Below are 26,503 nucleotides of genomic sequence, written 5' to 3' on the forward strand. Positions count from 1 at the left end.
TCCACGGTCATTCGTGGATGCTTGCGGATAAGGGGGTGGTGGACAGGGCTGGATTCGAACCAGCGTACGCTCTCGCGGGCAGATTTACAGTCTGCTGCCATTAACCACTCGGCCACCTGTCCACACCAGTGCTGCCGGTGCCGGATTTCTTCGAAAAGAAAGCCGGATTTGTTGGTCCCCGAAGAGACCGTCCGGCCGAGAGGCGGTCCCTTTGGCGAAGCGGCACTTGCCTGTCAATGGGCAGGCTGGCATGCGCGGCACGAAATTTTCATCGCTTTCACGAAAAGGTGCCTCCATGCCCCGTCACGACGATCAACCGAAGAGCCGCTCGCTGCGCGGCCGCGCTGGCCGCAACAATGGCGGACGCGGCTCCGGCCGGGGCAGCGCGGGCGCAGTGCGCCTGTGGGGCCGCCATGCAATCGAGGCAGCGCTGACCAATCCGAATCGCGATGCGAAGAAGCTGTGGGGCACGCGTGAGGCTATTCAGGAATTGCTCGACGCGCATGACGCGGAACTGCCGGCATCGTTGCCTGTCGAATACGCTCAGGCCGCCGATCTTGGCCGACTTGTGGCGAAAGACGCACCGCATCAGGGCCTTGTCCTCGATTGTGCCCCTCTCGACGATGTAGCGCTCGACGACATGCTCGACGAATCGGAAGGCCGCACTATCGTCGTGCTCGATTCGGTGACCGACCCGCATAATGTAGGGGCAATCCTGCGCTCTTGCGCGGCCTTCAATGTTGCAGCGCTAGTCACCCAGGACAGGCATTCCCCACCGGAGTCGGGAACGCTGGCCAAATCCGCCTCGGGGGCGCTGGAGATTGTGCCGTGGGTGCGCGTGGTCAACCTCGCGCGGGCGCTCGAACGCATGAGCGAAGAAGGATACTGGCGCATCGGCCTTGATGGCGATGGCAAGGCAGTGTTCCCTTCTGCTTTGCCCGCTGGTCCGGTTGCGCTGGTGCTGGGCGCCGAGGGCGAAGGTCTGCGGCACAATGTTGCCCAGCACTGCGATGCCATCGCGCGCCTGCCCATTGCCTCGGCAATCGAAAGTCTTAACGTCTCGAACGCAGCAGCAATCGCGCTTTACGCTTTGGCCACGCGCGAAGGCTGAGCCAATCAGGGAGGGAACAATGAACCGTTCGATAAAGATTGGCGCTGCGCTAGCCGCCTTGCTGCTTCTCGCTGGGTGCCTGCTGATGCCGGGCAAGTTCACATCCGACATCACGCTGCGCAAAGATGGCACTTTCAGCTTTGCCTACAAGGGTGACATCCACGTCCTTGCATTGTCGAAGCTCGCCGCCGAAGAGCGCGCACGCAAGAATGCCAACGCCACGTTCGAACCCTCAACGTGTTACGACGACGAAACGGGCGACGAGCGGGAGTGCACTTCGGACGAACTGGTTGAACAGAAGCAGACTTGGGAAGCGGACATCGCTGCGAGCAAGGTCGCTTCCGACGAGAAAAAGAAGTCAGACGAGCAAATGATGAAGACGATGCTCGGCGGCATCGACCCGGCTGACCCGCAGGCTGCGCAAGAATTTGCCGATGTCCTGCGCCGCCAGAGGGGCTGGAAATCGGTGATCGACAAGGGCGATGGCCGGTTCGAAGTTGAATATGCCATCACCGGTCGGCTCGACCATGATTTCAGCTTTCCCACCGTGGAAAAGCTGCCGATGGTCACCCCGTTCGTGACGATGATCCGCCGCGCCGATGGTGGCGTGCGGATCGATGCGCCCGCGCTGACTCCTGCGGCAACCGCGAACCCGATCATGGGTATGGCCGCAGCAGCAGCTGACGAGCAGAGCGAAAAAGCAGGCGGCGACGGCATGCCCATCCTCGACGGTGTACTGACCCTGACGACCGATGGCGAGATATTGGCCAACAACACCGACGAAGGCCCCGCCGCCGTTCCGGCAGGCAAGACACTTCGGTGGAAGGTGAACGTCCGCACCAAGGAGGCGCCCACCGCGCTCGTCCGCATCAATCCCTGACCGAACACCAAGCACAAAAAAGCCGCGCCGGTCAGATCGACCGGCGCGGCTTGATGTTCCAGTCCTCGGGCGCAGCGCGCCCCGGAACGGGTTGTCAGTTGACGGCGTCTTTCAGGCCCTTGCCCGCCTTGAACTTAGGCTGCGAGGAAGCTTTGATCGACATGGGTTCGCCTGTACGCGGGTTGCGGCCCGTCGATGCCTTGCGCTTGGCAACGGAAAATGTGCCAAAGCCGACCAGACGCACTTCATCGCCTTTGGCCAGTGCGCCAGAGATAGATTCGAAAACAGCCTCTACGGCTTTGATGGCATCGCTCTTTGACAGGCCACTGACATCGGCAACGGCGCCGATCAGATCGTTCTTGTTCATTGCGGAAACCCCCTAAGTCTTTTTCTTCGGAAAGTTCGGGATTGAATCGCCTTTCGCGTGCGGCGAAAGAGAGCGGAGAAACAATCCCCTGTCAAAGGCTAAAGCGACGAGTTCGGCCCGTTTTGCCCGCTAAATCGGTGGTTTGGTCGACGTTCCGACGCCTCGCGCAATATCGTTGCGCGAGGCTATCGGTCAATTGTCTGTCAATGTGCTGTCGCCGAAGGCATTTGCCCGCCAGCAGCCATTCCCGGTTGCGAAGCCAGATCGTCAGCCTCGGTCCATTCGATTGCTTGCGGAGCGCTGGTCAAGGCGCGGGCAAGCACCTCATCGACGTGGCTTACAGGTATGATTTCCATACCTTCCTTGATGTTTGCCGGTATCTCGATCAGATCCTTGCGGTTCTCTTCCGGGATCAGCACGGTCTTGATCCCGCCACGCAGTGCTGCCAGCAACTTTTCCTTCAAGCCGCCAATCGCCAGCACGCGCCCGCGCAGCGTAACCTCGCCGGTCATCGCCACATCGGCCCGCACCGGAATGCCGGTGAGCGTCGAAACCATCGCCGTCACCATGCCGATGCCTGCGCTCGGGCCATCCTTGGGCACAGCGCCTTCGGGCAAGTGGATGTGCAGATCCTTGCGGTTGAAAATCGACGGCTTGATGCCGTAGGCAGGACTGCGTGCCTTGACGAAGCTGAACGCCATCTGGACGCTTTCGCTCATCACTTCACCCAGCTTGCCCGTGGTGCGCGCCGCGCCCTTGCCCGGCACCGTCACGCTTTCGATCGTCAGCAATTCACCACCGACCTCGGTCCAGGCAAGCCCTGTCACCGCCCCGACCTGATTTTCTTCATCCGACACACCGTGGCGGAACTTGCGCACACCGGCAAAGTCGGCGAGGCTTTCAGGCGTAACCGTAACACTCTTGGCCTTGCCTTCAAGGATCTGGCGCAGTGACTTGCGCGCCAGACGCGCAATCTCGCGCTCAAGCGTGCGCACACCGGCTTCGCGCGTGTAGTACCGGATCAGATCGCGCAGCGCCTCGGTCGCAAGCGTGAACTCACCCTTCTTGAGCCCGTGCGCCTCCACCTGCTTGGCGATCAGGTGCCGCTCGGCAATCTCGACCTTCTCGTCCTCGGTGTAACCTTCCAGCCGGATGATCTCCATGCGATCAAGCAAGGCTTGCGGCAGGTTCAGACTGTTGGCCGTGCAGACAAACATCACGTCCGAAAGATCAAAGTCCAGTTCCAGATAGTGGTCCTGAAACTTCGCGTTCTGTTCAGGATCAAGCACTTCCAGCAGGGCCGAGGCCGGATCACCCCGGAAATCCTGCCCCAGCTTGTCGATTTCGTCGAGCAGGAACAGCGGGTTCGCCGTGCCCGCCTTCTTCAGGTTCGTGACGATCTTGCCCGGCAGCGAACCGATGTAAGTGCGGCGATGGCCGCGAATCTCGGCCTCATCACGCACGCCGCCCAAGGACTGGCGCACGAACTGGCGACCGGTTGCCTTGGCGATCGATTTGCCCAGCGAGGTCTTGCCCACACCCGGAGGGCCAACGAGGCACAGGATCGGCCCCTTCAGCTTGTTGGTGCGCGCCTGCACGGCCAGATACTCGATGATCCGGTCCTTGACCTTGTCGAGCGCATAGTGATCGGCGTCCAGCACCGCTTGCGCGGCCGGAATGTCCTTCTTCAGCTTGCTGCGCTTGCCCCACGGCAGGCCCAGCAACACATCAAGGTAGTTGCGGATGACAGTTGCCTCGGCGCTCATCGGCTGCATGGTTTTGAGCTTCTTCAGCTCGGCCTGCGCCTTGGCCTTGGCTTCCTTGGACAACTTCAGCTTGTCGATCTTGTCCTGCAGTTCGGCCAGTTCGTTGGCTTCCTCGCCATCGCCGCCGCCCAGTTCAGACTGGATCGCCTTCAACTGCTCGTTGAGGTAATATTCGCGCTGGGTCTTTTCCATCTGGCGCTTCACCCGGCCACGGATCTTGCGCTCAACCTGCAGCACGCCAAGTTCGCCCTCCATGAAGGAGAGCACCATTTCGAGCCGCTTCATCGGATCGGATTCGGTCAGCACGGCCTGCTTGTCGCCCACTTTGGCGGCAATGTTGGCAGCGACAGAATCGGCCAGCTTTCCGGCATCTTCAATATCGCCCAGCTGCCCACCGGCATCCTGCGGCAGCTTCTTCGAAAGCTTGGCATATTCGGCGAACTGATCGACCACAGTGCGCATCATGCCGGAAATTTCGGTGCCAGTGACGATGACCGGCTCCTGCTGCTCAACTTGCGCCACCAGCATTGGACCGTTGCCGGTCGTTTCCTCGCGCAGATTTTCAAGCACGGCCCGCTCGCGCCCTTCCACCAGCACACGCACGGTGCCATCGGGCAGCTTGAGCAGCTGCAGCACACTGGCGATCACGCCGGTATCGTACAGATCGTCCCTGTCCGGGTCGTCACACCCCGGATCAAGCTGGGCGAGAAGGAAAATGTCCTTGTTGCCCGTCATCGCGGATTCGAGCGCGGCCACGGATTTCTCGCGCCCGACAAACAGCGGCACGACCATGCCGGGGAACACCACGATATCGCGGAGGGGAAGCAGAGGATAAAGATTCATGGGCACTTCATTTCCGTCCTGCCGGGCACGCCGCCCGACGCTTTCTAGGAATATGGGGACCGCATCCCCGCCTCGCAATGCCTTTTGCCACTTCGGCTGTGGATCACCTGACCGAAAGTGCGCCCCAATCCGCTGCAATAACCGTAAACCGGATATTAGGTATGCTCCCTTACGATCAGTTGAGGGTAGCCGGGATCGCACGCCAGAATGCTAAGAACACGCACAACGCTGGTCGTCGGAGCGGGGGCCAGCATGGAGCTGCAGTTCCCCTCGAACGGCGAACTGCTGGCGCGGGTCATTCAGGGCTACGATTTCAAACGCGCAGGTTCCGAAACGTCCACCCGCGATGGCCAACTGCTGCTGCGAAACATCTACAAGCTGGCCGAACGCATGAACAAGCCGGTCGAAGAGGTGGCCGCTGCCGCTGAACGGCTGCGCAATGCGTGCCGGCTTGGCCGCTCGATCGACAGCGTTCTCGAACAATATGACCACGATCCACTGGTTCTGGCCTGCGGCAAACTGGCCATCGCCTTTTTCATCGGACAAGCCGAATCCCGGTCCAGCCTGAAAGATGTGCCTCGCGTGCCCGGCGAATTGCCGTTGCAAGGCAAGGTCGCAGAACACTGGATCTACCAACTTGGCCAGCTGATCACGTCAGGCGTTCCGCGCAGCCGGATCGGCCAGACGCTCGAACAGATTACCGTCATCAATTTCAACTACGACCGCTCGGTCGAACACTTCCTGCCCTACGCACTGATGATGGCCTATGGCATCGAACTGAAAGAGGCGCAGGAAGTCATCGCCGACAAACTTGATGTCATTCATCCACACGGCATGATCGGCCGCCTGCCCTGGCAAAAGGGCGAAGCCCCGCAGGCTGAATGGGGCGCTGAACAGCCGTGGAACCTGCATGCCATCGCCGTGCAGCTCAAATCACTCGCGGAACGCAGCGTTGACCGCAACGCCGTGCGCGATCTGAGGCTGGCTGTGGCCAGCGCCAAGCGGCTCGTGTTCCTGGGGTTTGGGTTCCAGCCGCAGAATGTCGACCTGCTGTTCGAGAACTCGCTGTCGCACAACCCCGAAGTGCTGGTTTCAACTTACGGCACGAGTCCCGGCAACGCGGCAACCATCGCGTTGATGCTACGCCGCCTTGCTGGCCTGGAAAGCGCCGAGCAACTGATGCTCTCGCCGCACAAGGCATGGGAGGTGCTGCGCGACTATTCTCTGCTGCTGGAAAGCTAGCGGCCTGAACCTAGGAAAATGCCGGAAGCGGCTGCACCACCGGCTCAGAAATGAACACTGGCGCGGGAGGCGGGGCCGGCGTGGCGTCCTGTGCCGGCGCAGGGTCAGCCATCACCGGAGGCGGTGTTGGCGTCAGCGCTGGCAGCACCACTGTGCCTTCCTGCTGGTAGTCCGCCTTGCCCTTCAATGCATCGATCTCGGCCTGCCGCGTCTTCAGGTAAAGTTCGCGATAACTGGCGTAAGGGTTCGATTCCTCACGGATTCGCTTGAACAGCTCATCGTTCTCCACACGCTCATCAAGCGACCGGATGACGAAGCTGCTGGTGACATAGACGGGATGCTGCAACGGTCCGCCCACGGCAAAGGGCATCAGGAAGCGATCAAGCGTCAGCCCCACCACATCGCGCAGCGTTGTCGGCCCAACCAGCGGCAAGAACATGTACGGCCCTGTGCCGATGCCATGATAGCCCATCGTATAGGCAAAACCATTGCGGCGGTACGGCAGGTTGAAAGGCTTGGCCTTGGCCACATCGATAAGCCCGCCAATGCCAATCGTTGAATTCAGCGCAAAACGACCAACCGTTTCGGCGGCCTTTCCGGGCTTCAGTTGCAGCATAAAGTTCAGCGCCACAATTGGCTCAGTCAGATTGCGCAAGACATTGCGCAGTCCCGTGCGCACCGGCTTTGGCAACGCCTTTTGATAAACCATTGCGATGGGCGCGATCACGGCGTCATCCACCGCCTGCACGGCCTCGTATGAGACCTGATTGACCGCCTGCATCGGGTCTACTTTGGGCGTGCGCTCCCCCGAAACGACGATGGCAGTTTCGTCCTGCTCGATCTGGTCAAGCGAAGGCGGCGTTTCAGATCTGGTCGCGCCGTAGGTCGGCTGAGGCAGTACGACTGGCGTGGACGGAGCGCTGACGGGCACAGACTCTGGCTGTTCCGGAGCCGTTGATGCCGCACCGCCAGTGGTCGAAGCGTCTTGCGCCTGGACTGCACCTGCAATTTCGGCGGCCTCCACACTGGGCACGGCAAGCAGGGCAGCGCTGGCAAGCAAAGTTACGCTCAAACGAAAGTTCCTGTCCTATACATCAATTTGACCCATTGGGACTTGACCAATTGCGTCTTGCGTCATGCGCGGCTGTGACCACAGCCAACCACCCTATTCGCAACCCTTTGCTGGCCGAAACCTGAACGGGTGCAGCCTGACCGATCAGAACGGCAGCTTGAAGCCCGGCGGGATGCCTGCGGCCATCTGCACCTTCTGCATTTCCTCGGCCGCCGCTGCATCAGCCTTGCCGCGTGCATCGTTGAATGCGGCCGCAACGAGGTCTTCGAGAATGCCCTTTTCCGAAACGACCAGCAGACTGTCATCGATGCTGACGCCGATGACGCGGCCCTTGGCGGTCGCACGGATTTTCACCAGTCCGCCACCGGCAGCGCCTTCGATCTCGATGTTGTCGAGCGTCGCTTGCGCGTCTTCCATCTGCTTCTGGATGGTCTGCGCCGCTTTCTGTGCGGCCTGGATCATCTCTTCCATCGACTTCATGCGCGTTTGCTCCAAGGTCTCTTTTCGTGCTCTCGCGAGCTGTCTTCATCTACGATCACCGCGCCCGGAAAGGCCTCCAGCGCGGCCTTGACCAACGGGTTCTGCTTCATCGCGGCGTCCGCCGCCACAGCCTTTGCGGCCTTGGCCTCCTCAAGACTGGGGAGAGCATCGCCCTCACCCCGCTCGATTATCCACGCCTCACCGGTAACATGATTCAACGCGCGCCGAATATCGGGCACCGGGTCTCCCGGCAAGCCCGGCGCAAGCTGATAACGCAGCAAGCCGCGCTGCAGTTCCACAACGCGCACGCCCAATCGCATGGTCGATCCCACCAGCGGCGAAACATGCTCAACCTTTTCGACCAGCGCTTCCCAATCGACGCTTGCGGAAACTGGCTCTGCCACGTGCGCTGCCGGAGCCGCCGCGCCACCGGCATCACTCATCGGCGCAGCCATCGCCGGGCGCGAGGCAAGCTCTTCCAGCTTCTTCAGCAGCCCGCCGGGATCAGGCATGTCAGCCGCGTGCATCACCCGCAGCAGCGCCATTTGCGCCGCCACCAGCGGATCGGGCGCACCCTTCACTTCTTCATAGCCTTTGAGCAGAAGCTGCCACAGCCGGTGCAACTGCCCCGCGCTCAAAGCCTTGGCCCAGGCCGCCAGCGCCTCACGCTCCTCGGTCGAACGGATGTCCGGGCCAACCCCACCGATCTGCGTCACCGTCACCCGATGGACCACGTCCATCTGCGCGCGCATCATCGCAATCGGTTCAATTCCCAGCGAATATTGCTGCGCCACTTCTGACAGCACCACATCGCCCTTGCCCGAAAGCACGGCCTCCAGCAGGCGGCGCTGCATGGTCTTGTCGGCAAGACCCAGCATCTGGCGCACCTGCTCGGCAGAAACGCGCGTCTTGCCGTCCTCGCTGCCCACCAGATCGGCATGGCTGATCGCCTGATCAAGGATCGACAGACCATCGCGCACCGATCCTTCGGCAGCCGCAGCGACCATCGCCAGCGCCTCGTCCTCGGCCTCGACGCCTTCCTTGCCGCAGATCATGCCAAAGTGGCTGGCAAGCAGCGGGGCCGGAATGCGTTTGAGGTCAAACCGCTGGCAGCGTGACAGCACCGTGACCGGCAGCTTGTCCACTTCGGTCGTCGCAAACAGGAACTTCACATGCGCAGGCGGTTCCTCAAGAGTCTTGAGCAAGGCATTGAACGCATTGCGCGACAGCATGTGAACTTCGTCGACAATGTAGATTTTGTAGCGGGCCGAAACCGCTGCATAGCGCACCGCTTCGATAATCTCGCGCACGTCGTCCACGCCCGTGTTCGACGCGGCGTCCATCTCGATCACGTCGATGTGCCGCCCCTCGGCAATCGCGCGGCACGGTTCGCACACGCCGCAAGGATCGATCGTCGGTCCGCCCTGCCCATCTGCGCCAATGCAGTTGAGCGCCTTGGCAATCAGGCGCGCGGTCGACGTCTTGCCCACCCCGCGCACGCCGGTCATCAGAAATGCATGGGCCAGACGGTCCCGCCGGATCGCATTGGCCAGCGTCTGGACCATCGCATCCTGCCCGATCAGCTCGGCAAAGGTCTGCGAACGATACTTGCGCGCCAGTACGCGATAGGGCTGAACGGTGGGTGCCGCCGCAGTTGGCGCGGGCTTCACCTCTGGCGCTGCAACATCAGGCAGCGGTTCGGCTAAAGGTGTTGGCGCAGGGGGCGCAGGATCGCCAAACATCGAAGCTTGCCCTGCCGCCTCCAGCTCTTCCGCGCTGGGACCAAGGTCTTCGTCTTCCGGCTCGCCGCCGAACATATCAGGTGAATCGCCCATTACGCCCTATGTAGGATCTTGTCCGCCATCTGTCGAAGGCATCGACACGCAATAGGGTGGAAAAGGAGCCGGCCGACCCGCCGCAACCCGTTGTGGCTGCTTCCTTCCGGACCTGACCAAGTTGGCGGACGCAAACGTCCGACCGGCTCCCGGCGCGGCATATGGAGAGGAAGGCACCGCTTGTCCAGCCCTCAGGCCCGACAAATTAGCGGCAGCAAAACTCAGCGAAAATTATCGGCGTAGCTTTGCAGCTTCAGCTTGCGCGGCGGCGTGGGGATGACGTGTGCCTCAATCCCGTAACGCTCGGCATAGGCCTGCGCATCTTCAGCCGATTCGAATTTCAGCACGACCTGCTGCTGCATATCGCCAGACCCTGCCCAACCCATCAGCGGATCGGGGCGCTTGGCCTCTGCCGGTTCGAATTCGAGCAGCCAGTCGCTGGTCCGGGCCTTGCCGGACTGCATGGCGTTCTTGGGGCGCTGAAAGATACGTGCTGACATGCCTTCCGCTTGCACACGAATCAGGGCGCAAATCAAGTCCGCTTTGTCGCGTTGAAAGCGTTTTTGGTTTTAAGGCTCGGGTCTTCGGCCCAAGGCTCGTCCGGCCAGCGGTGCCGGGGGTAGCGGCCCTTCATATCCTTCACCACATCGCGCCACGATCCGCGCCAGAAGCCGGGCAGGTCTGCCGTTGTCTGGATCGGCTTTGCGCCGGGGCTGGTCAGGCTCAACAACAGCGGCCTGGGCGGCTGCCCCACGCACGGGTGCCGGTCCAGCCCGAACAGCGCCTGCACCCGCAGTTCCACGCAAGGCCCGCCCTCATGGCCATAATCGATGGCATGGCTGGTCCCGGCCGGAGAGCGGAATTCGGCCGGAGCCAGCTTGTCCAGCGCCTGCCGCTCGTTCCAGTCAAGCCGCCCCGCCACAGCCTCATGCAGCTTGCCCGCACCGATCTGCAAATCGCGCCGCCCGGCCAGTAACGGGCGCAGCCACTCCTCCAGCGAATCCAGCAACGCCGCTTCGGAAAGGGCCTCAAGCCCGGCGTAGCCCGCCCGCACGATCAACGCCCGCGCGGCATCGCCCAGCGGCAGCAGGGCCAGCCCGCCCTCACGCACCACCTCGATCAACTTGGCCGCAACGGCCTCCGCGTCCGGCTTGGGATCAGGCACCCGCGCCAACACGATAGCGCCAAGCCTCCGCTCCAGCCGCGCCTCAACCCGCCCCTCGCTCGCGTTCCAGTTCAGCGCGTGTCGCTCTTCGATCCGGTGCGAAAGGTGGCGCGTAACCTCCTCATCTTCCAGCGCAATCGCTGCCGTGATCCGCGCACCTTTGGCCTCGCCCTGCGCATCGCCAATCACCAGCCACTTCGCCGTGGCAAGCGAAGAGGCCGCGTCCAAGCGATACCCGCGCCCACCGCTCGAAAGCCATTCCTCGCCCGAGGCTGAACGCGCCCGCGCGATCCGGTCGGGGAACGCTTCGGCCAGCAGCACGCCCAACGGCACCTCGCCCATCCGCCCTTCGACAGGCTCAGGACGAGCGGAGTTGGTCTCGGAACCCCGCTCATGCTGAGCTTGTCGAAGCACCCGCAGCGCCAACTCTGCCCACCGCGCCGCCAGCTTGCGCGATCCCTCGGCCCGCCCACCGCGCTCGCCCGCCCAGCGATCCAGCCGCCGCGCCAGATCCTCGCCACGCCCGCCCAGCCCGCGCTCCTGCAACAGCAACGCCAGCCGCGCGGCCTCACCCGCCTGCCCCCGCTCCGCCGCAAACAGCAGCATGTGCGCCAGCGCCGGTTCCATCGGCAGCCGCGCCATCGCCCGGCCATGCGCCGTAATCTCACCCTCACCCCGCTCGCCCTGAGCCTGTCGAAGGGCGCCAAGCGCGACCAACGCGCCGCGCGCCGCCGCCATCGCTGCCGCAGGCGGCGCATCCAGCCAAGCCATCGCCGCCGCATCACCCGCGCCCCACTGTGCCAACGTCAGCGCCAATGGAGCCAGATCGCTCGTCACCATTTCGGGCGGATCGAATGCCGCGCGCCCGGCATGGGCCGCTTCTTCCCACAGGCGATAGGCCACACCCGGACCCTGCCGCGCGGCACGCCCTGCCCGCTGCGCCGCCGAGGCCTGACTCGCCCGCGTGGTGACCAGCCGCGTCACGCCCGCCGCCTTGTCGAACTCGGCCCGGCGCGAAAGCCCCGCATCAACCACCACGCAAACGCCATCCAGCGTCAGCGACGTTTCGGCAATGCTTGTGGCCAGCACCACCCGCCTGCGCCCTGCAGAATCACGCCGGATCGCCGCGCGCTGCCCGGCCGGTTCCACCTGTCCATGCAACGGCAGCACCAGCGCTTGCGGCAAACGCTCCGCCAACAGATCCGCTGTCCGCTCGATCTGCGCGACGCCCGGCAGAAACGCGAGGATGTCCCCAGCCTCTTCACGCCACGCCGTCTGGATCGCGCTCGCCATCGCCGCTTCGATCTTCGCATCAGGCCGCGCGCCCAGCCATTTCACGGCCAGCGGATGCGCCTTGCCCTCGCTCTCCAACACCGGCACGTCGCCCAGCAGCGCAGCAAACCGTGACCCGTCGATTGTGGCAGACATCACCACGATCCGCAGATCATCACGCAGCACGCCTTGTGCTTCCACGGCCAGCGCCAGCCCCAGATCGCTGTCGAGATGCCGCTCGTGCGCTTCGTCAAACAGTACGGCAGACACGCCCTGCAACTCAGGGTCATTGAGGATCGTGGAAACGAAAATCGCCTCGGTCACCACCAGCACACGCGTTTTGGCAGAGCGCTTGGCATCCAGCCGGGTGACATAGCCAACGGTTCCGCCCGCCTCTTCGCCCAGCAGTTCGGCCATGCGCTCTGCCGCCGCGCGCGCCGCCACGCGCCGGGGGGAAAGCACGATGACCTGCCCCGAGCACCACGGCTCATCCAGCAAGGCCGGGGCCACCGCTGTCGTCTTGCCCGCCCCCGGCGGCGCGATCAGAACCGCACTCGGCCCCGCCCGCAGCGCAGCGAGCAGGTCTGGCAAAACGGCATGGATCGGCAACTGGCTCACGCCGGGCGCTTTACGGCCCATTGCGCCACGATGGCAACGGTTTGGCCGTGGTTGCGTTCAGGTTCGCAATGCGGCGCAAGGTGCGATAGAGGCCTATGCATGAAGACCACGCTGGAATTCGTGGTGGCACTGACCACCGGCCTGCTGTTCAGCGGGGCCATGATCGGCGCGGTCATTCTGGGCATCGGCGCGGTCTGCGGCGGCAGCTGCTGGTTGTTGTGGCGGCGCTTCGGTCGCCGCAAATAAGCGTCAGAACCGGCGGGCCACCGCAAACAACGCCGCTTCAGTCATCGCCGCCTTCGCCGCGCTCGCCGGGAAGCCTGCAATCGCATCAATCGCCCGCTGCGCATACATCCGCGCCCGTTCCCGCGTGGCATTCACAGCATCATGACGGCCGATCAGGTCAATCGCGTGAGCCAGATCGCCGTCAGACGACCGATCACCCGCAATCGCCTCCTGCCAGAACTTGCGCTCTTCGGCATCGCCGCGCGCATAAGCAAGGATCACCGGCAGGGTCATCTTGCCCTCGCGGAAATCGTCACCCTGATCCTTGCCCATTTCAGCGGCATCCGAATCATAGTCGATGGCATCATCCGCCAGTTGGAACGCAATGCCCAGATTGCGGCCATAGGAATCGAGCGCCAGCTCATCTGCCTCGGGCCGTTCAGCCACCACCGCCGCAATCCGGCACGCAGCGGAGAACAGCGCTGCCGTTTTGGCTGCGATGATGTCGAGGTACATTTCCTCGGTCGTATCGATCTGCCGCTGCGCGACCAGCTGGTCGACCTCGCCTTCGGAGATCACTGCCGATGCGTTGGACAGGATGCGCAGCACTTTGAGCGAGCCATCCTCGACCATCAGTTCAAAGCTGCGGCTGAACAGGAAGTCGCCCACCAGCACCGTGGCGGGATTGCCATAGACAATGTTCGCGGTCTTCTTGCCGCGCCGCATGTCAGACCCGTCAACCACATCGTCATGCAGCAGGGTGGCCGTGTGGATGAACTCCACCGCCGCTGCCAGCTTGTAATGGCGGCTGCCGCCGTAGCCCAGCAGCGAGGCGCTCGCCAGCGTCAGCATCGGGCGCATCCGCTTGCCGCCGCCCGCGATCAGGTGCCCGGCCAAAGTCGGGATCAGCGGGATGCGCGATTGCATCCGGTCCAGAATCACGGCGTTGACGCTGTTCATGCCTTCGGCCACGAGGGCCATCATCGGCGAGAGCGAAGGTTCCGCCTTGCGCGGCAGGGTATGGACGGTCGCAGTCATCGGTTTGATCGCTTGGCGGCAAGGGCGGCGCTTGGCAAGATGCAACTTGCACGGTAGCGGCCCTATCGACCAAACGTGGCCCGAAAGACGGTATGGGCCAAAGCACGGGGTAAGCGAATGAGCGAAGATCAGGTTCTGGCAGGCTATCGCCAGTCCATCGACAATATCGATGCAGCCATGATCCACATTCTCGCCGAACGCTTCCGCATCACGCAGGCGGTCGGCGCTTACAAGGCCACGAACAAGCTCCCCGCCTCAGACCCGGGCCGCGAAGAACGCCAGATCACCCGCCTGCGGAAACTGGCCGAGGACGCCAAGCTTGACCCGGAATTCTCGGAGAAATTCCTGCGGTTCATTATTGAAGAAGTCATCCGTCACCACGAGCGGGCGGCGGGGTCGGCGGGCTGAGGTCCGATACCCAAGAACTTGCTCCCCCGCGAAGGCGGGGGCCTCAGTCGTTTTACGCTGATGTTCGGTAACAACACCGAGACCCCCGCCTTCGCGGGGGAGCAAACCGGGTTTGGGTACGAAGCACTATCTGGCGAAGCACTGTAGTCGCGCCCCTCAATCCTCCAGCGGAACCCCAGGCACCTGCTTGGCCGTGCGGATCGTCAGCGATGTCTTCACGCTCGCCACATTGGGCGCGGGCGTCAGCTTGCTGGTGAGGAATTCCTGAAAGCTCTGCAGATCGCGGCTGACGATCTTGAGGATGAAGTCGATCTCACCGTTCAGCATGTGGCACTCGCGCACTTCGGGCAGCGTGCGCATGTGATCTTCGAACTGCCGCAGCGATTCCTCGGCCTGGCTTTTCAGGCTGACGAGCGCGAAGACGGTGATCGCAAAGCCCAGCTTCGACGCGTCGAGATCGGCATGATAGCCCCGGATCACGCCCTCATCCTCAAGCGCGCGCACCCGTCGCAGGCACGGTGGCGCGGTCAACCCGACGCGCTGCGCCAGTTCGACATTGGTCATGCGGCCCTCTGCCTGCAGTTCGGCAAGCAGCCGCCGGTCAATACCATCAAGGGTTGCCATGCTACGTTCGTTCGTCCGTTTCGCTAAACCCCGCGTGGGGGATTCGGAAAGAAGCGAGAATCGCAACTTTCCGCATAAATCTGAGTGTCGAAGATAATTTTATTGTTTCATAGTGCAAGCGTCTCACATTGCAACGCAGTGGATACCCTTCTTTCGGACGCGGCCACACTTTGTTAGCCTTATGAAGGCTATAGCGGTGGCCCGGCCCCTTTTTGGTGCCTTTGCCATTATTCTACCGGTGCGGAGCTTGAATGATCGTCGATGACCGTCTTGAAACCGTGCTGCGTACCCACGTGGCAAGCAAGACGGCGGCGAAAACCCAGTTGCGGCAACTCGTCGACCTGCTTGGCACCGTGCCGCTTTCCGCATGGAATGCGCGTCACGCCACCGCCCTGCAGCGCGTCGATTCGCTGGCCGCCATGCTGTCGGACGAAGAATGCGCCGCCGTGCTGCGCGTCGTCCCGCATCGCTCGGCCGTGCTGGTCTATCACTTTGCGCAAGGCGGCCCGCGCACGGCTTCTGCCGCAGTGTCCGCCGCCCGCCTTTCCAACGAGGACTGGCTGGCCCTGATCCCCCGCCTGCCCACCACAGCGCGCGGCTTCGTCCGCCACCGCAGCGACTTGGGCGAGCCGGTGCGCGCGCTTCTGTCGCGTTTGGGCGTGGACGATTTCCTGCTGCCAGAGCCTGCTCACGCTCAGGCTCCTGCCAACACCAAGCCTCACCCCGTCGCCACCGCGCCAGCCCCTATCGCCATCCGAGAGCCTGCTGCACAACCCGTTCAATCCATCGTGCCGCCCGTTTTCCAGACAGATGCCGAAGATGGCATCGGTGCCATCGTCCGCCGCATCGAAGCCTTCCGCCGCAAGCGCAAGGAGCGCGACGATGCCGCAGCCTCCGATCATCCCGGACAGCACAACCCCGATGGCATCGCCCCCCGCCTGCCTTTTGCCGAAGAAGCCTTCACGGCAAGACCTGCCCCCCTGTCGATAGACTTGCGCACAGACGCCAACGGTATGGTGACTGGCGCTGGGATCGATCCGCCGGGCATGCTTATCGGGACACACGCCTTCAACGCCAACACCTCTGCCCCGGTCAATTGCGATGGCGATATGGAGCGCGCGTTCCGCCAGCGGCAGCCAATCAGGGCCGGCCGCCTCAAGATCGATGGCGCACCTGCCGTCGCAGGCGTGTGGCAGGCCGACGGCACGCCGCTCTTTGCCCCCGATGGCGGTCGCTTCACCGGCTACCTGCTGCGCCTGCGCCGCCCCCTCACGGCAAGTTTGGCACCCCAAGCTGCGCCTGCCACGACAGATGCCGACCGTCTGCGCCAATTGCTTCACGAACTGCGCACCCCGATCAACGCGATCCAGGGCTTTGCCGAGATGATCCAGTCTCAAGCCCTTGGCGCTACTCCGCACCAGTACCGCGCGATGGCCGCCAGCATCGCGTCTGATGCTGCCCAGATCCTCGCCGGGTTCGAGGAAGTGGAGCGCCTGGTTAAGCTGGAAAGCCATGCCCTCACGCTTGAACCGGGCGAGGCTGATGCCTCGGCCATCGTCGCGCGCATGGTCGAACAACTGCTGCCGGTGCTGAACACCCGCAACGTGCGCCTCGCCGTCGCCATCGCCCCGGCACCTTTGCCCGTCGCAATGGCGGCAGAGGAGCTGGAACGCTCGGTCTGGCGCGTCCTCTCGGTCATCGCCGCCAGCGTCGCCCCGGGTGAGCGGCTGACCATCGCGCTCGACGGTGAAAGCAATGCCGCGCGGCTGACGATCGCGCTGCCGGCCTCGCTCTACCGGCTTGATGACACCGCCCTGTTCGCACCCGATGTGTCCGCCAGTACCGGCTCGTTCACCGCCCCTGCCATGCTGGGCAACGGCTTTGCCCTGCGCCTTGCCCGGGCAGAATTCGAAGCTGCAACCGGCGCACTTGTGCGTGAAGGAGAGCGCCTGCTGATCACACTGCCGCTCTGTACTCCGTCTGCCAACGCAGTTGCCGTGCAGGCATAGGGCGCAGCATGGTCACGCCCCAGCAAGTCCTGCGCATGCCCGGCCCGGCCGATTTCGTCCGCTTCGCGCCCGATTTCGGCAAGCGCTTTATCCTGACCATCGATACCGAAGAAGAGTTCGACTGGTCCAAGCCGCTCGACCGCACCAGCCACGGCCTCGACCACGTCCCCCGCCTCGCCAAGTTCCAGCAGTTCTGTGAAGCGCTTGGCGTCGTCCCGATCTACCTTGTCGATTATCCAGTGGCGAGCGACCCGCGCGCTGCCGAAGTGCTGGCCGATGCTGTCGCCGCAGGCCGCGCGGAAATCGGCGTCCAGCTTCATCCGTGGGTCAATCCCCCGTATGATGAGGACATCACCGTCCACAACAGCTTTGCAGGCAATCTCCCGCCCGATCTTGAGCGGGCCAAGTTCCGCAAGCTGCGCGATACCATCGAGCAAGCCTTTGGCATCGGCCCCGCGATCTACCGCGCCGGGCGCTATGGCGTCGGCCCCAACACTGCCGACATCCTTAGCGATTGCGGCATCGCCATAGACACTTCGGTCCGCGCCAATTTTGATTACAGTTCCACCGGCGGCCCTGATTTCCACCTGCACCCTTTGCAACCGTGGTGGATCTGCAAACGCAACGGACTGATGGAAGTGCCACTCACCACGGTGTTCACCGGCATTCTGAAGCGTTTCGGAAAGCACGTCTATCCGCTGCTCTGGCGTGTCCCCCGGATGCGCGGCCTGCTGGCACGTCTCGGCCTGCTTGAGCGTATTTCGCTCACGCCCGAAGGTATCACCCTCGAAGAAGCGCTGCGCGGCATCGACGTAGCCGTCGATCTTGACCTGCCGTTACTCGTGCTGTCATTCCACAGCCCGTCGCTCTGCCCCGGCTACACGCCATATGTGCGGAACGACGATGACCTAGACCGATTCTACGATTGGTGGCGCGGCGTCTTTGCCCGGCTTGAAGCGCATGGCGTAAAACCCGCATGCGTGCGCGAAATCATCGAAGCAGCAGAAGTCTGAAAGCCCGGCTTGCAAAGAATCTCCGGCGCTTGTACCGGCACCCGCGATGGGCCTGTAGCTCAGTTGGTTAGAGCTGGCCGCTCATAACGGCTAGGTCGCGGGTTCAAGTCCTGCCGGGCCCACCATCATCCTGTCGCCTGCCACCCTGTCGCCAGCGGCCCGATCAATCGTCATCCAGCAACGCCCAGGTGTTCTTGCCCACGATGCCATCGGCATAAAGCCCGTGCTTTTTCTGAAGCGCAACCACCGCCTTCTTTGTGCCAGGCCCGAAATCGCCATCAGCCGTCAGGCCCATTGCCTTTTGCAGCACGATCACGTCTGCGCCCTTGTCTCCCTGTTTCAGCGTCGGGCGCGGGGAATCAGCATGGCTTCCGCCGGCGGAATGAAACGCATAAGCAGCCGCCAGCTTCTCGTCATACTTGTTCGCCTTATAGGCAGGGCCGTTGTAGCCGCGCGCAAAGCCCGCCCAGTCACGGCGGATCAGCTCATCATCCAGCCCGGTCTTCTTGATGAAGCTGCAGAACGCATCAAGCTGCGCTGCCTCGCCCGAAACCACCGCCGCCACAAAGCTCTCCGCATCGGCAAAGCCGCAAAGCTTATAGTTGTCGCCCATGATCTGGAACGCACCCCAACTGGCCGACCGTAGCGCCGCATCGCGGTTCAGCTTGATCGCGCGTCCCAGCCGCTCGTATTCCGCTGCACCGCCTTTGTAGCCGCCCCACTTGGGGTTTGAGATATCAGCGTGCGAAGCATCGAAGCTCCGCTTGGTCAGCCGCGAAAAATAGTGGCGTTCGAACAGGATCTTGGGGCGTCCATCGGGCAGGAACCCGCCCCGGCTCTCCACATCGATCACTGCCCGCACCGATGCCACCTGGCAGCCAATGCGCGCCGCTGCCGCTTCAATCGCCGTATCGTTCAGTTTTGCGGTATTCCCTGCGAATTCCAGTGCCATAGCGCGTTCCTTTCACCAAGAATTGCCGCCCCGTGCGGCCAGTACCTTCACGCAAAGCGGCGTGCATGCCTCGCAAAACGGCTCTGCCTGCCCGAAACCTTGCGGCAATTGTCTGGATTGCGGTGCCTGTGCAGAAAACGACGGAGGGCCGTGTATGCGTTGGCGGAACGTCGCACCTGCATCGCTGAAACACGCCGCGCCGCAACGCTTCCCTGCAATCCCAAGGTTTGCGGAAAAGCCGAAAGCGCGGACACCGCCGCATCCAGCGCAGACAGGCGCAATCGTCGTTTGGTGGGTTTTGAATAGTGTTCAGCCGACATGATGTGTGCCCCCGCGAATATTGCAGCGACCTCATGCCATCCGTTTCTTCGGAACCAGCTATTTGTTGGGCAAGACTATACCTGCAAAAGCACAGCGGCAATCTTTTTGATGGTAAAAGATGATTTCATCGCATGAAATCAAGAACTGGCAAGTATGGCGCGGCGTTTCGGGGTTTTATCAGGGCAATCCCACCACTCGGGTGAAATATCCGCTACGCCACAACCAGCCCAAGATGCTGCGCCAACTCCTTCAGATCGCGCGAAGATCCGTCACCCACAAGCTGCGGCACCCGGCTTGACAGCCGCAACGCTCCGCCTTCGGCCTCAAGCTGGGTTGCGGCAATCACCGCAGTCGATCCGGCGCTCAACCGTCTGCACAACCGCGCGGCCAGGCCAAGCCCGCGCGCCTCTGCCAGCATCGCAGGGGATGCCAGCCGCGCCCACGGTTCGGGCGCAAACTCTGCTTTTGGCCCCACTCCAACCTTCGGCCCTTTGCCTACGCTGCCGCGCAAGGCAGCCGCCAGCACCCCGCGCCCGGCGTTGTCCACGCCAACCCACCGTTTGGAAAGGCCCCAGTCCCCGGGCAGGTCGCGCCGCACGTTTGGCTCTACCCGTCCCGCCGCCATGCAAAGCGCCACCGCCGCACGGCCCAGCGGCGTGCGCGCCATCGGCACCACGCCTGCCATCCACGCCACCGCCGCGTCCACCAGCGCCACATCCACTGCCATCGGCGCAACAAATGCCATCACGCCGGCAAGCAACGGGTTCTGCTTCTGCGCAGCCTCGTCCAGCGATCCGAACAGCACACCCTCGCGCAGCCCCCACGACGAGAACACCACCCGGCCCGGCTGCAACCGCTGCAACAGCACGCCCAGCAACGCCGCTGCATCGGGAATGCTCGAAAGACGGCTCGTTGCCACCCCTTCAATCGGCTTCAGGGCCTGTCCGCGACGGGCCAGTTGCCGCGCCAGCGCCAGTGCTTCGCCGGTGTCCAGCGCAAAGCCGTGCGTATCCTCAAACGGCCAGTCCAGCCGCACCATCATCGCCCGTGCCAGCGCGCGCATTGGCCCGCCAACAAGATACAGCGTCGCGCCCGGCTCTGCCACCCAGTCGGCCTTGGCCAGCAGCTTGCCGATTTCACGCACGAACACGCGATCGCCCTTGGCACGCAGTGGCGGAAGCCGCAGAGATCCCAGCGGTAGGCTTACCCCGTGGCTCGATCCGCCTTGCGCCACGTCGACCAGTTCAAGGCTCCCGCCACCAAGATCGCCAACGATCCCTTCTGCCTCGGGAAATGCGCCCAGTACGCCGGTCGCACTCGTCTCGGCCTCTTCCACACCCGAAAGCAGGCGCGGTTCAAAGCCGATCGCGCGGACCCGCTCCAGAAACGCCGCGCCATTGCTGGCATCGCGCGCTGCCGCCGTTGCCACCACGTCAACACGCGGCACGCCTGCCAGATCGATCAGTGCCTTGTACCGCGCCAGCGCCGCCAGCACGCCTGCCACCGCCTTTTGCGAAAGCTTGCCGGTCTCGGCCACATGCTTGCCCAGCTTGGCAGTCACTTTTTCGTTCAGCAGCGTCACCGGCGCGCGCGGAGGCCCGCCATAAACCACCAGCCGCACCGTGTTCGATCCGATGTCGATGATCGCGCGGGATTGCTCCCACGCATAGACGCCGGACGATGTGGGCGAAGTCTGGACCGGTTGTTTCACTCAGCCACGGTTAGCCGCCCCGCGCCGCAACGCAAGCTTCGGCACTTTTCGTCCACTGGAAAGCGCTGCCCCGCGCCCCGAAAGCGATGGATTGGTCATGAAATAGCCGTGCAGGTTGAACGATGGGTCACCCTTTTCGAACCGCTCATACTCGCCATCCGGCCCCAATTCCCAGCTCTGCTCGGTGTCCAGCAGGTTGGCCAGCATGACCTGATCGAGAATCTGGTCATGCACCGTCGGGTTCTTCACCGGCACCAGCACTTCCACGCGCCGCCCCATGTTGCGGCTCATCCCGTCGGCCGAGGAGATAAACACCCGCGCCCGCTTGTTCGGCATGCGCGATCCGTTGCCGAACGCCCAGATGCGGCTGTGTTCAAGGAACCGCCCGATGATCGATTTGACCTCGATCGTTTCCGAAAGCCCGGGCACCCCCGGCTTCAGGCAGCAAATCCCGCGCACCACCAGCCGGATTTCCACGCCCGCCATGCTGGCAAGGTACAGCCGGTCGATCAGGTCCGGGTCGGTCAGCTGGTTCAGCTTGGCCCAGATCGTTGCCGGACGCCCCTTGGCCGCAAGCGTTATTTCGCGGTCGATGCACTCGTACAGCTTCTCGCGCAGGTTGATCGGGCTGATCGCCAGCAGTTCGGTGTGCTTCGGCTCGACATAGCCGGTCACGAAGTTGAACAACTGCCCCGCATCACGCCCCATGCGCGGATCGGCGGTGAAGAACGACAGGTCGGTATAGATGCGCGCTGTGATCGGGTGATAGTTGCCCGTGCCAAAGTGGCAGTACGTGCGATAGCTCCCGCCCTCGCGCCGCACCACAAGGCTGATCTTGGCGTGGGTTTTCCAATCGACGAAGCCATAGATCACCTGCACGCCTGCGCGTTCCAGCTGCGCGGCCCACATCAGATTCTGCTCCTCGTCGAAGCGCGCCTTCAGCTCCACCACAGCGGTCACAGACTTGCCCGCCTCTGCCGCCGCGATCAGCGCCGCGATCACCGCTGATTGCTTGCCCGCACGGTAAAGCGTCTGCTTGATCGCCACCACATCGGGGTCCGCCGCCGCCTGCCGCAGGAAATCGATCACCACCTCAAAGCTTTCGTAAGGATGGTGGATCACCAGATCCTTTTCACGAATGGCCGAGAAGCAGTCCCCGTCATGCTCCAGCACACGTTCCGGATAGCGCGGGTTGTAGGGATCGAATTTCAGATCCTGCCGGTCCTCGTCAATCACCGTCGAAAGCCCGCTGATCGCCAGCAGGCCCCGGCTCTTGATCACCAGCGCATGGTCCAGCCGCAGTTGGCGCCGGAGCAACTTCTCAGCATCGGCGTCAAAATTCTCCTGCAGATGCAGCAGGATAACCTTGCCGCGCCGCCGCCGCTGGATTGCCGTGCGATAGTACCGCACCAGATCCTCGGCGTCCTCCTCCAGCTCGATGTCGCTGTCACGCAGCACCCGGAACGTGCCATCACCCAGAATCTTGAACCCCGGAAACAGCAGCGTCGCATGCCGCCGCACCAGTTCCTCAATGCCGATCCACGAAGCGCTCTTGCCCGGCAGCCGCACAAAGCGCGGAAGCGCAGGCGGAATCAGGATCATCTCGGTCACTGGCGAGCCATCGGCACTGCGCAGCAACTGGAACAGGATGCCCGTGCCCTGATTGGCTATGAACGGAAACGGATGCGCCGGATCAATCGCCTGCGGCGTCAGCACCGGCACCACGTGCTCTTCAAAGTATTCGCGCAGCCACTCGGCCTCGCCCTTGTTCAGCGCGTCGTTGTCAATCAGCCGGATGCCGGCTTTAGCCAGATCGTCCTTCAGACCGAACAGCACGTCCTGCTGCGCGTCGACCAGCTCCTTCACCGCCTCCAGCAATGCCCCAAGCTGTTGCGTCGGCGTCTGCCCATCGATTGAAAGCTCATCGATCTGTCGCCGCACCTGGCCCGCGATTCCGGCCACGCGCACCATCATGAACTCATCAAGATTGTTGCCGCTGATAGACAGGAACCGCAGCCGCTCCAGCAACGGATAATCCGCATTCACCGCTTCGGCCAGTACGCGCCGGTTGAACGCCAGCCAGCTCAGCTCGCGGTTGAAAAAGCGTTCCTGGACCGGTGGCAGATCATCGATACTCAAAACAAAACCCCCTGCCGACACTGTGCCAGCCATTGCGCACCATGCGTTACACTCGCGTGACAGCCACGTGCCGGATGGTTGCTGTCAATCATTCGTCACACAGATGTCCCTGAACTGTCCCTGAAATTGCACGATGCTGCAACAGCGAAGGCCTAGCAGCCGCCTCACCACACCAATGTGGAACATGAGGGATCAAATCATGCGTATCGTCGCCGTGCTGCTGGCCAGCACTTCGCTCTTCGCTGCCCCGGCATTCGCCGCCGCGCAGGAGGCCCCTGCCGCTGAAGAAGCCATCGCTGCTGATTCTGCCGCGTCCGAAATCGTTGTGCTTGGCGCAGGCCAGACCCGCCAGGTGCAGGAACTGTCCACCGCCGAACTCACCATCCTCGCCTCGGGCACCAGCCCCTTGAAGGCGATTGAAAAGCTGCCTTCGGTCAATTTCCAGTCTGCCGACGCTTTCGGCAACTACGAATGGTCCACCCGCGTCACCATTCGCGGCTTCAGCCAGAACCAGCTGGGCTTCAACCTTGATGGCATTCCGCTGGGCGATATGTCCTATGGCAACGCCAACGGGTTGCACATCAGCCGCGCGATCAGCCCTGAAAATATCGGCATCACGCGCGTTTCCCAAGGCTCCGGCTCCATCGCCGCGCAATCGACCAACAACCTTGGCGGCACGCTCGAATTCTTCTCGCTCGACCCCAAGGACGCGCTCGGTGTCACCGCCAGCGGCTCTTATGGTTCGGCCAACACCTATCGCGGCTTTGCCCGCATCGGCCTTGGCACCACCGATGGCGCGCGCGCCTATGCCTCGGTCCAGTACCAGAACGGCGACAAGTGGAAGGGCGATGGCCAGCAGCGCACGCTGATGTTCAATGGCCGTGGCGTTGTGCCGCTGGGCGAAGGCGTCGATCTTGATGGCTCGATCAGCTATTCCGACCGCGCTGAGCAGGACTATCAGGATCTCAGCCTCGAAATGATCGATCGTCTCGGCTATGACTGGGACAACTTCGGCCCCTCGCGCTATGCCGAAGCCATCGTGGTCGCCGATGTTGCCGCCAACACCGGCTACAGCGGCGTCACGCCAACCAATCCCGCCGCAGGCACCACCTACCCCGCGCCATTCGTCATTGCCGACGATGCCTATTATGACGCTTCGGGCCTGCGCAAGGACACGCTCGGCTCGCTCGGCCTCACCATCGCCACCGGCGATACCGGCAAGCTGGCGATCAAGGGCTATTACCACGAAAACGATGGTCAAGGCACATGGGGCACACCCTATCGCGCCAGCCCATCGGGCGTGCCAATGTCGATCCGCACCACCGAATACGACATCAAGCGCAAGGGTGCGTTTGCTTCGTGGACCGGTGATTTCGGCATGAACAAGCTGCTCATCGGCGGCTGGTATGAAAAGAACGACTTCATCCACTCGCGCAAGTTCTACGGCTATGAAAGCCGCACCAATCCCGGCCGCGATCACCGTGATTTCCAGCGCAACCCGTTCTTCACGCAGTGGTCCATCGCGTTCGAAACCGACACGATCCAGTATTACGTGTCGGACGATATCGACCTCGGCGATCTCAAGATCAACGTGGGCTGGAAGGGCTTCTCGGTAGACACCAACGCCTTCTCGCTGGTCAACACCAGCGGCCTGGCCACTGGCGACATCAAGGTCGAAGACTGGTTCCAGCCGCACGTCGGCCTGAACTACCAGCTTGGCAACGGGCTTGAAGCATTCGCTGGCTTCACGCAGGTCACCCGCGCGTTCCAGGCCTCGGCCACCGGTGGCCCGTTCTCGACCACGCAGGCCGGGTTCGATGCGATCAAGGACACGCTCAAGCCGGAAAGCTCGGACACATACGAAGCAGGCCTGCGCTACCAGTCGGGGATCATCAACGCCTCGTTCGCAGGCTACTATGTCCAGTTCCGTGATCGCCTGCTCGTCATCCCGACGGCAGTTGGCATCGTCGGTTCGGCCAATGCACTGCAGAACGTCGGCGCGGTGCGCGCGCTCGGTCTCGAAGCGGCGGTGGACGTAAAGCTGCCCGGCGGCTTCGGCGCATTTGCCTCGTACAGCTACAACGACACCACCTATCGCGATGACGTTACGATCAAGGCAGGTGCCACCACCACCGTCCTGCCCACCGCAGGCAAGACCGTGGTCGATACGCCAAAGCACCTGCTGCGCGGCGAACTGTCGTATGATACCGACATGTTCTACGGTCGTCTGGGCGTGAACTATATGTCGAAGCGCTTCTTCAACTACCTGAATGATCGCTCGGTCGGCTCACGCACGCTGGTCGATGCCACCATCGGCTACCGCCTCGACATCGGCCAGCGCCAGCCGGTCGAACTGCAGCTCAACGCCGTGAACCTGTTCGACAAGCGCTATGTCGCCACGATCGGGTCCAACGGCTTCGGCTTCAGTGGTGACAACCAGACCCTGCTGGCAGGCGCACCGCGTCAAGTGTTCGCCACGCTCAAGGTCGGTTTCTGATAATGGCGCGCCTTTCTGTCGGAAAGGCCCTCGTCGCGGGCGTCGTGCTGCTTTGCAGCACGGCGCCCGTCGCCGTTCGGGCCGAAGAAAGCCGCTCGCCCGTCCTGCTCATCTCGATCGATGGCTTGCGCCCCGGCGACGTGCTCGAAGCCGACAAGCGCGGCCTGAAAATCCCCAACCTGCGCCGCTTTCTCACCGAAGGCAGCTATGCCACAGGCGTCACCGGCAACCTGCCCACCGTCACCTACCCCAGCCACACCACGCTGCTTACTGGCGTCGCTCCGGCGCGCCACGGTATCGTCAGCAACACCACGTTCGATCCCAAGCAGATCAACTATGGCGGCTGGTTCTGGTTCGCTGATGACATCACCGCCCCCACTCTGTGGGACGCCGCGCGCAAGGCTGGCCACACCACCGGCAACATCCATTGGCCGGTCAGCGTCGGGGTATCCTCGCTCACGTACAACATGCCGCAAATCTGGCGCTCGGGCCATGCTGACGACCGCAAGATGCTCAAGGCGATGGCGACCGATGGCCTCTACGCCGCGCTCGAACACGATTGCGGCCCTTATGCCGATGGCATCGATGAAGGCGTCGAAGGTGACGAAAACCGCGCCAAGTTCGCCGTCCGCATGATCGAAACAAAGAAGCCCGGCTTCCTCACAGTTTATTTCGCCGGGCTGGACCACGAAGAACACGCCTCCGGCCCCGGCAGCGCCCAGTCCAACGCCACGCTGGAACGGCTCGATGCCGCCGTCGGCAAGCTGGTCACCGCAGAACTGGCCGCACATCCCGATGCCACCATTGCCGTCGTCAGCGATCATGGCTTCGTCGCCACCGATACCGACATCAGCCTGTTCCGCCCGTTCATCGATGCCGGGCTGATCAAGCTAACTCCCGAAGGCAAGGTCGCCT

The 26,503-nt window shown here is 62.9% G+C and carries 21 protein-coding genes, 2 tRNA genes and 1 other RNA gene; 10 read left to right on the forward strand and 14 right to left on the reverse strand.

Features of this window, described 5'->3' with window-relative positions; translation table 11 throughout:
• Positions 1–36: 36 nt before the first annotated feature.
• Positions 37–122, reverse strand: a tRNA-Tyr gene (locus tag Q8R81_RS05395).
• A 173-nt stretch (positions 123–295) separates the two neighbouring features.
• Here Q8R81_RS05395 and rlmB point away from each other — a divergent pair.
• A complete protein-coding gene (gene rlmB, locus Q8R81_RS05400) occupies positions 296–1,111 on the forward strand; it encodes a 23S rRNA (guanosine(2251)-2'-O)-methyltransferase RlmB (protein WP_305616422.1) in 816 nt (271 codons plus the stop codon).
• A 19-nt stretch (positions 1,112–1,130) separates the two neighbouring features.
• Positions 1,131–1,991 (forward strand): hypothetical protein, encoded by an 861-nt coding sequence (locus Q8R81_RS05405; protein WP_305616423.1) that lies wholly within the window; start codon positions 1,131–1,133, stop codon positions 1,989–1,991.
• 94 nt (positions 1,992–2,085) lie between these two features.
• Here the strand turns inward: Q8R81_RS05405 and Q8R81_RS05410 are convergent, their stop codons facing one another.
• Positions 2,086–2,358 (reverse strand): HU family DNA-binding protein, encoded by a 273-nt coding sequence (locus Q8R81_RS05410; protein ID WP_292623229.1) that lies wholly within the window; start codon positions 2,356–2,358, stop codon positions 2,086–2,088.
• A gap of 203 nt (positions 2,359–2,561) precedes the next feature.
• Complete coding sequence (gene lon / locus Q8R81_RS05415) at positions 2,562–4,967, reverse strand: endopeptidase La (RefSeq protein ID WP_305616424.1); 2,406 nt, start codon at positions 4,965–4,967, stop codon at positions 2,562–2,564.
• A 252-nt stretch (positions 4,968–5,219) separates the two neighbouring features.
• Here lon and Q8R81_RS05420 point away from each other — a divergent pair, with 252 nt between their 5' ends.
• A complete protein-coding gene (locus tag Q8R81_RS05420; protein WP_305616425.1) occupies positions 5,220–6,209 on the forward strand; it encodes a hypothetical protein in 990 nt (329 codons plus the stop codon).
• A gap of 10 nt (positions 6,210–6,219) precedes the next feature.
• Here Q8R81_RS05420 and Q8R81_RS05425 read toward each other — a convergent pair whose 3' ends face one another.
• The 6 genes from Q8R81_RS05425 to hrpB form a co-directional block, all read right to left on the reverse strand.
• Positions 6,220–7,281 (reverse strand): MlaA family lipoprotein, encoded by a 1,062-nt coding sequence (locus tag Q8R81_RS05425; RefSeq protein WP_305616426.1) that lies wholly within the window; start codon positions 7,279–7,281, stop codon positions 6,220–6,222.
• Between the two features lie 144 nt (positions 7,282–7,425).
• Positions 7,426–7,761: a YbaB/EbfC family nucleoid-associated protein gene (locus Q8R81_RS05430; protein ID WP_305616427.1), complete on the reverse strand. Its 336-nt coding sequence runs from the start codon at positions 7,759–7,761 to the stop codon at positions 7,426–7,428.
• Complete coding sequence (locus tag Q8R81_RS05435) at positions 7,758–9,596, reverse strand: DNA polymerase III subunit gamma/tau (protein WP_305616428.1); 1,839 nt, start codon at positions 9,594–9,596, stop codon at positions 7,758–7,760. Before Q8R81_RS05435 ends, Q8R81_RS05430 begins: the two co-directional genes overlap by 4 nt.
• Positions 9,597–9,654: 58 nt before the next feature.
• Positions 9,655–9,749, reverse strand: an RNA gene (gene ffs / locus Q8R81_RS05440) — signal recognition particle sRNA small type.
• A 68-nt stretch (positions 9,750–9,817) separates the two neighbouring features.
• Complete coding sequence (locus Q8R81_RS05445) at positions 9,818–10,096, reverse strand: ETC complex I subunit (RefSeq protein ID WP_292623240.1); 279 nt, start codon at positions 10,094–10,096, stop codon at positions 9,818–9,820.
• Positions 10,097–10,128: 32 nt separating this feature from the next.
• Positions 10,129–12,672, reverse strand: a complete 2,544-nt coding sequence (gene hrpB / locus Q8R81_RS05450; RefSeq protein ID WP_305616429.1) for an ATP-dependent helicase HrpB — start codon at positions 12,670–12,672, stop codon at positions 10,129–10,131.
• Between the two features lie 78 nt (positions 12,673–12,750).
• Between hrpB and Q8R81_RS05455 the strand changes: the two genes are divergently transcribed.
• On the forward strand, positions 12,751–12,897 hold the full coding sequence (locus Q8R81_RS05455; RefSeq protein ID WP_292623245.1) for a hypothetical protein: 147 nt from the start codon (positions 12,751–12,753) through the stop codon (positions 12,895–12,897).
• Between the two features lie 3 nt (positions 12,898–12,900).
• Here the strand turns inward: Q8R81_RS05455 and Q8R81_RS05460 are convergent, their stop codons facing one another.
• A complete protein-coding gene (locus Q8R81_RS05460) occupies positions 12,901–13,914 on the reverse strand; it encodes a polyprenyl synthetase family protein (RefSeq protein ID WP_305616430.1) in 1,014 nt (337 codons plus the stop codon).
• Between the two features lie 117 nt (positions 13,915–14,031).
• On the opposite strand from Q8R81_RS05460, the gene Q8R81_RS05465 reads away from it, so the two are divergent.
• A complete protein-coding gene (locus tag Q8R81_RS05465; protein WP_305616431.1) occupies positions 14,032–14,322 on the forward strand; it encodes a chorismate mutase in 291 nt (96 codons plus the stop codon).
• 156 nt (positions 14,323–14,478) lie between these two features.
• Here the strand turns inward: Q8R81_RS05465 and Q8R81_RS05470 are convergent, their stop codons facing one another.
• Complete coding sequence (locus Q8R81_RS05470; protein WP_292623255.1) at positions 14,479–14,946, reverse strand: Lrp/AsnC family transcriptional regulator; 468 nt, start codon at positions 14,944–14,946, stop codon at positions 14,479–14,481.
• Between the two features lie 251 nt (positions 14,947–15,197).
• Here Q8R81_RS05470 and Q8R81_RS05475 point away from each other — a divergent pair, with 251 nt between their 5' ends.
• The 3 genes from Q8R81_RS05475 (at position 15,198) to Q8R81_RS05485 (ending at position 18,093) form a co-directional block, all read left to right on the forward strand.
• Entirely contained in the window at positions 15,198–16,955 is a 1,758-nt protein-coding gene (locus Q8R81_RS05475; RefSeq protein WP_305616432.1) for a histidine kinase dimerization/phospho-acceptor domain-containing protein, read from the forward strand.
• 8 nt (positions 16,956–16,963) lie between these two features.
• Complete coding sequence (locus Q8R81_RS05480) at positions 16,964–17,968, forward strand: polysaccharide deacetylase family protein (RefSeq protein WP_305616433.1); 1,005 nt, start codon at positions 16,964–16,966, stop codon at positions 17,966–17,968.
• Positions 17,969–18,016: 48 nt separating this feature from the next.
• Positions 18,017–18,093: transfer RNA gene (locus Q8R81_RS05485), tRNA-Ile, on the forward strand.
• Positions 18,094–18,131: 38 nt separating this feature from the next.
• On the opposite strand, the gene Q8R81_RS05490 is transcribed toward Q8R81_RS05485, so the two are convergent.
• From Q8R81_RS05490 to Q8R81_RS05500, 3 genes are all read right to left on the reverse strand, one after another.
• Positions 18,132–18,920 carry an N-acetylmuramidase domain-containing protein gene (locus Q8R81_RS05490; protein WP_305616434.1) on the reverse strand — a complete coding sequence of 263 codons (789 nt, stop codon included), beginning with the start codon at positions 18,918–18,920 and terminating at the stop codon, positions 18,132–18,134.
• A gap of 532 nt (positions 18,921–19,452) precedes the next feature.
• Positions 19,453–20,952 (reverse strand): exopolyphosphatase, encoded by a 1,500-nt coding sequence (locus Q8R81_RS05495; protein ID WP_305616436.1) that lies wholly within the window; start codon positions 20,950–20,952, stop codon positions 19,453–19,455.
• On the reverse strand, positions 20,953–23,091 hold the full coding sequence (locus tag Q8R81_RS05500) for an RNA degradosome polyphosphate kinase (RefSeq protein ID WP_305616437.1): 2,139 nt from the start codon (positions 23,089–23,091) through the stop codon (positions 20,953–20,955). It lies immediately after the preceding gene.
• Positions 23,092–23,290: 199 nt separating this feature from the next.
• On the opposite strand from Q8R81_RS05500, the gene Q8R81_RS05505 reads away from it, so the two are divergent.
• Together Q8R81_RS05505 and Q8R81_RS05510 are read left to right on the forward strand one after the other, a co-directional pair.
• Positions 23,291–25,588, forward strand: coding sequence for a TonB-dependent receptor domain-containing protein (locus Q8R81_RS05505; protein ID WP_305616438.1), 2,298 nt, complete (start codon positions 23,291–23,293; stop codon positions 25,586–25,588).
• 2 nt (positions 25,589–25,590) lie between these two features.
• Positions 25,591–26,503 (forward strand): ectonucleotide pyrophosphatase/phosphodiesterase (locus Q8R81_RS05510; RefSeq protein WP_305616439.1); only part of this gene is annotated, 913 nt, incomplete at its 3' end.

The sequence above is a fragment of the Novosphingobium sp. genome (assembly GCF_030696665.1).
In the GTDB taxonomy this organism is placed as follows: Bacteria; Pseudomonadota; Alphaproteobacteria; order Sphingomonadales; family Sphingomonadaceae; genus Novosphingobium.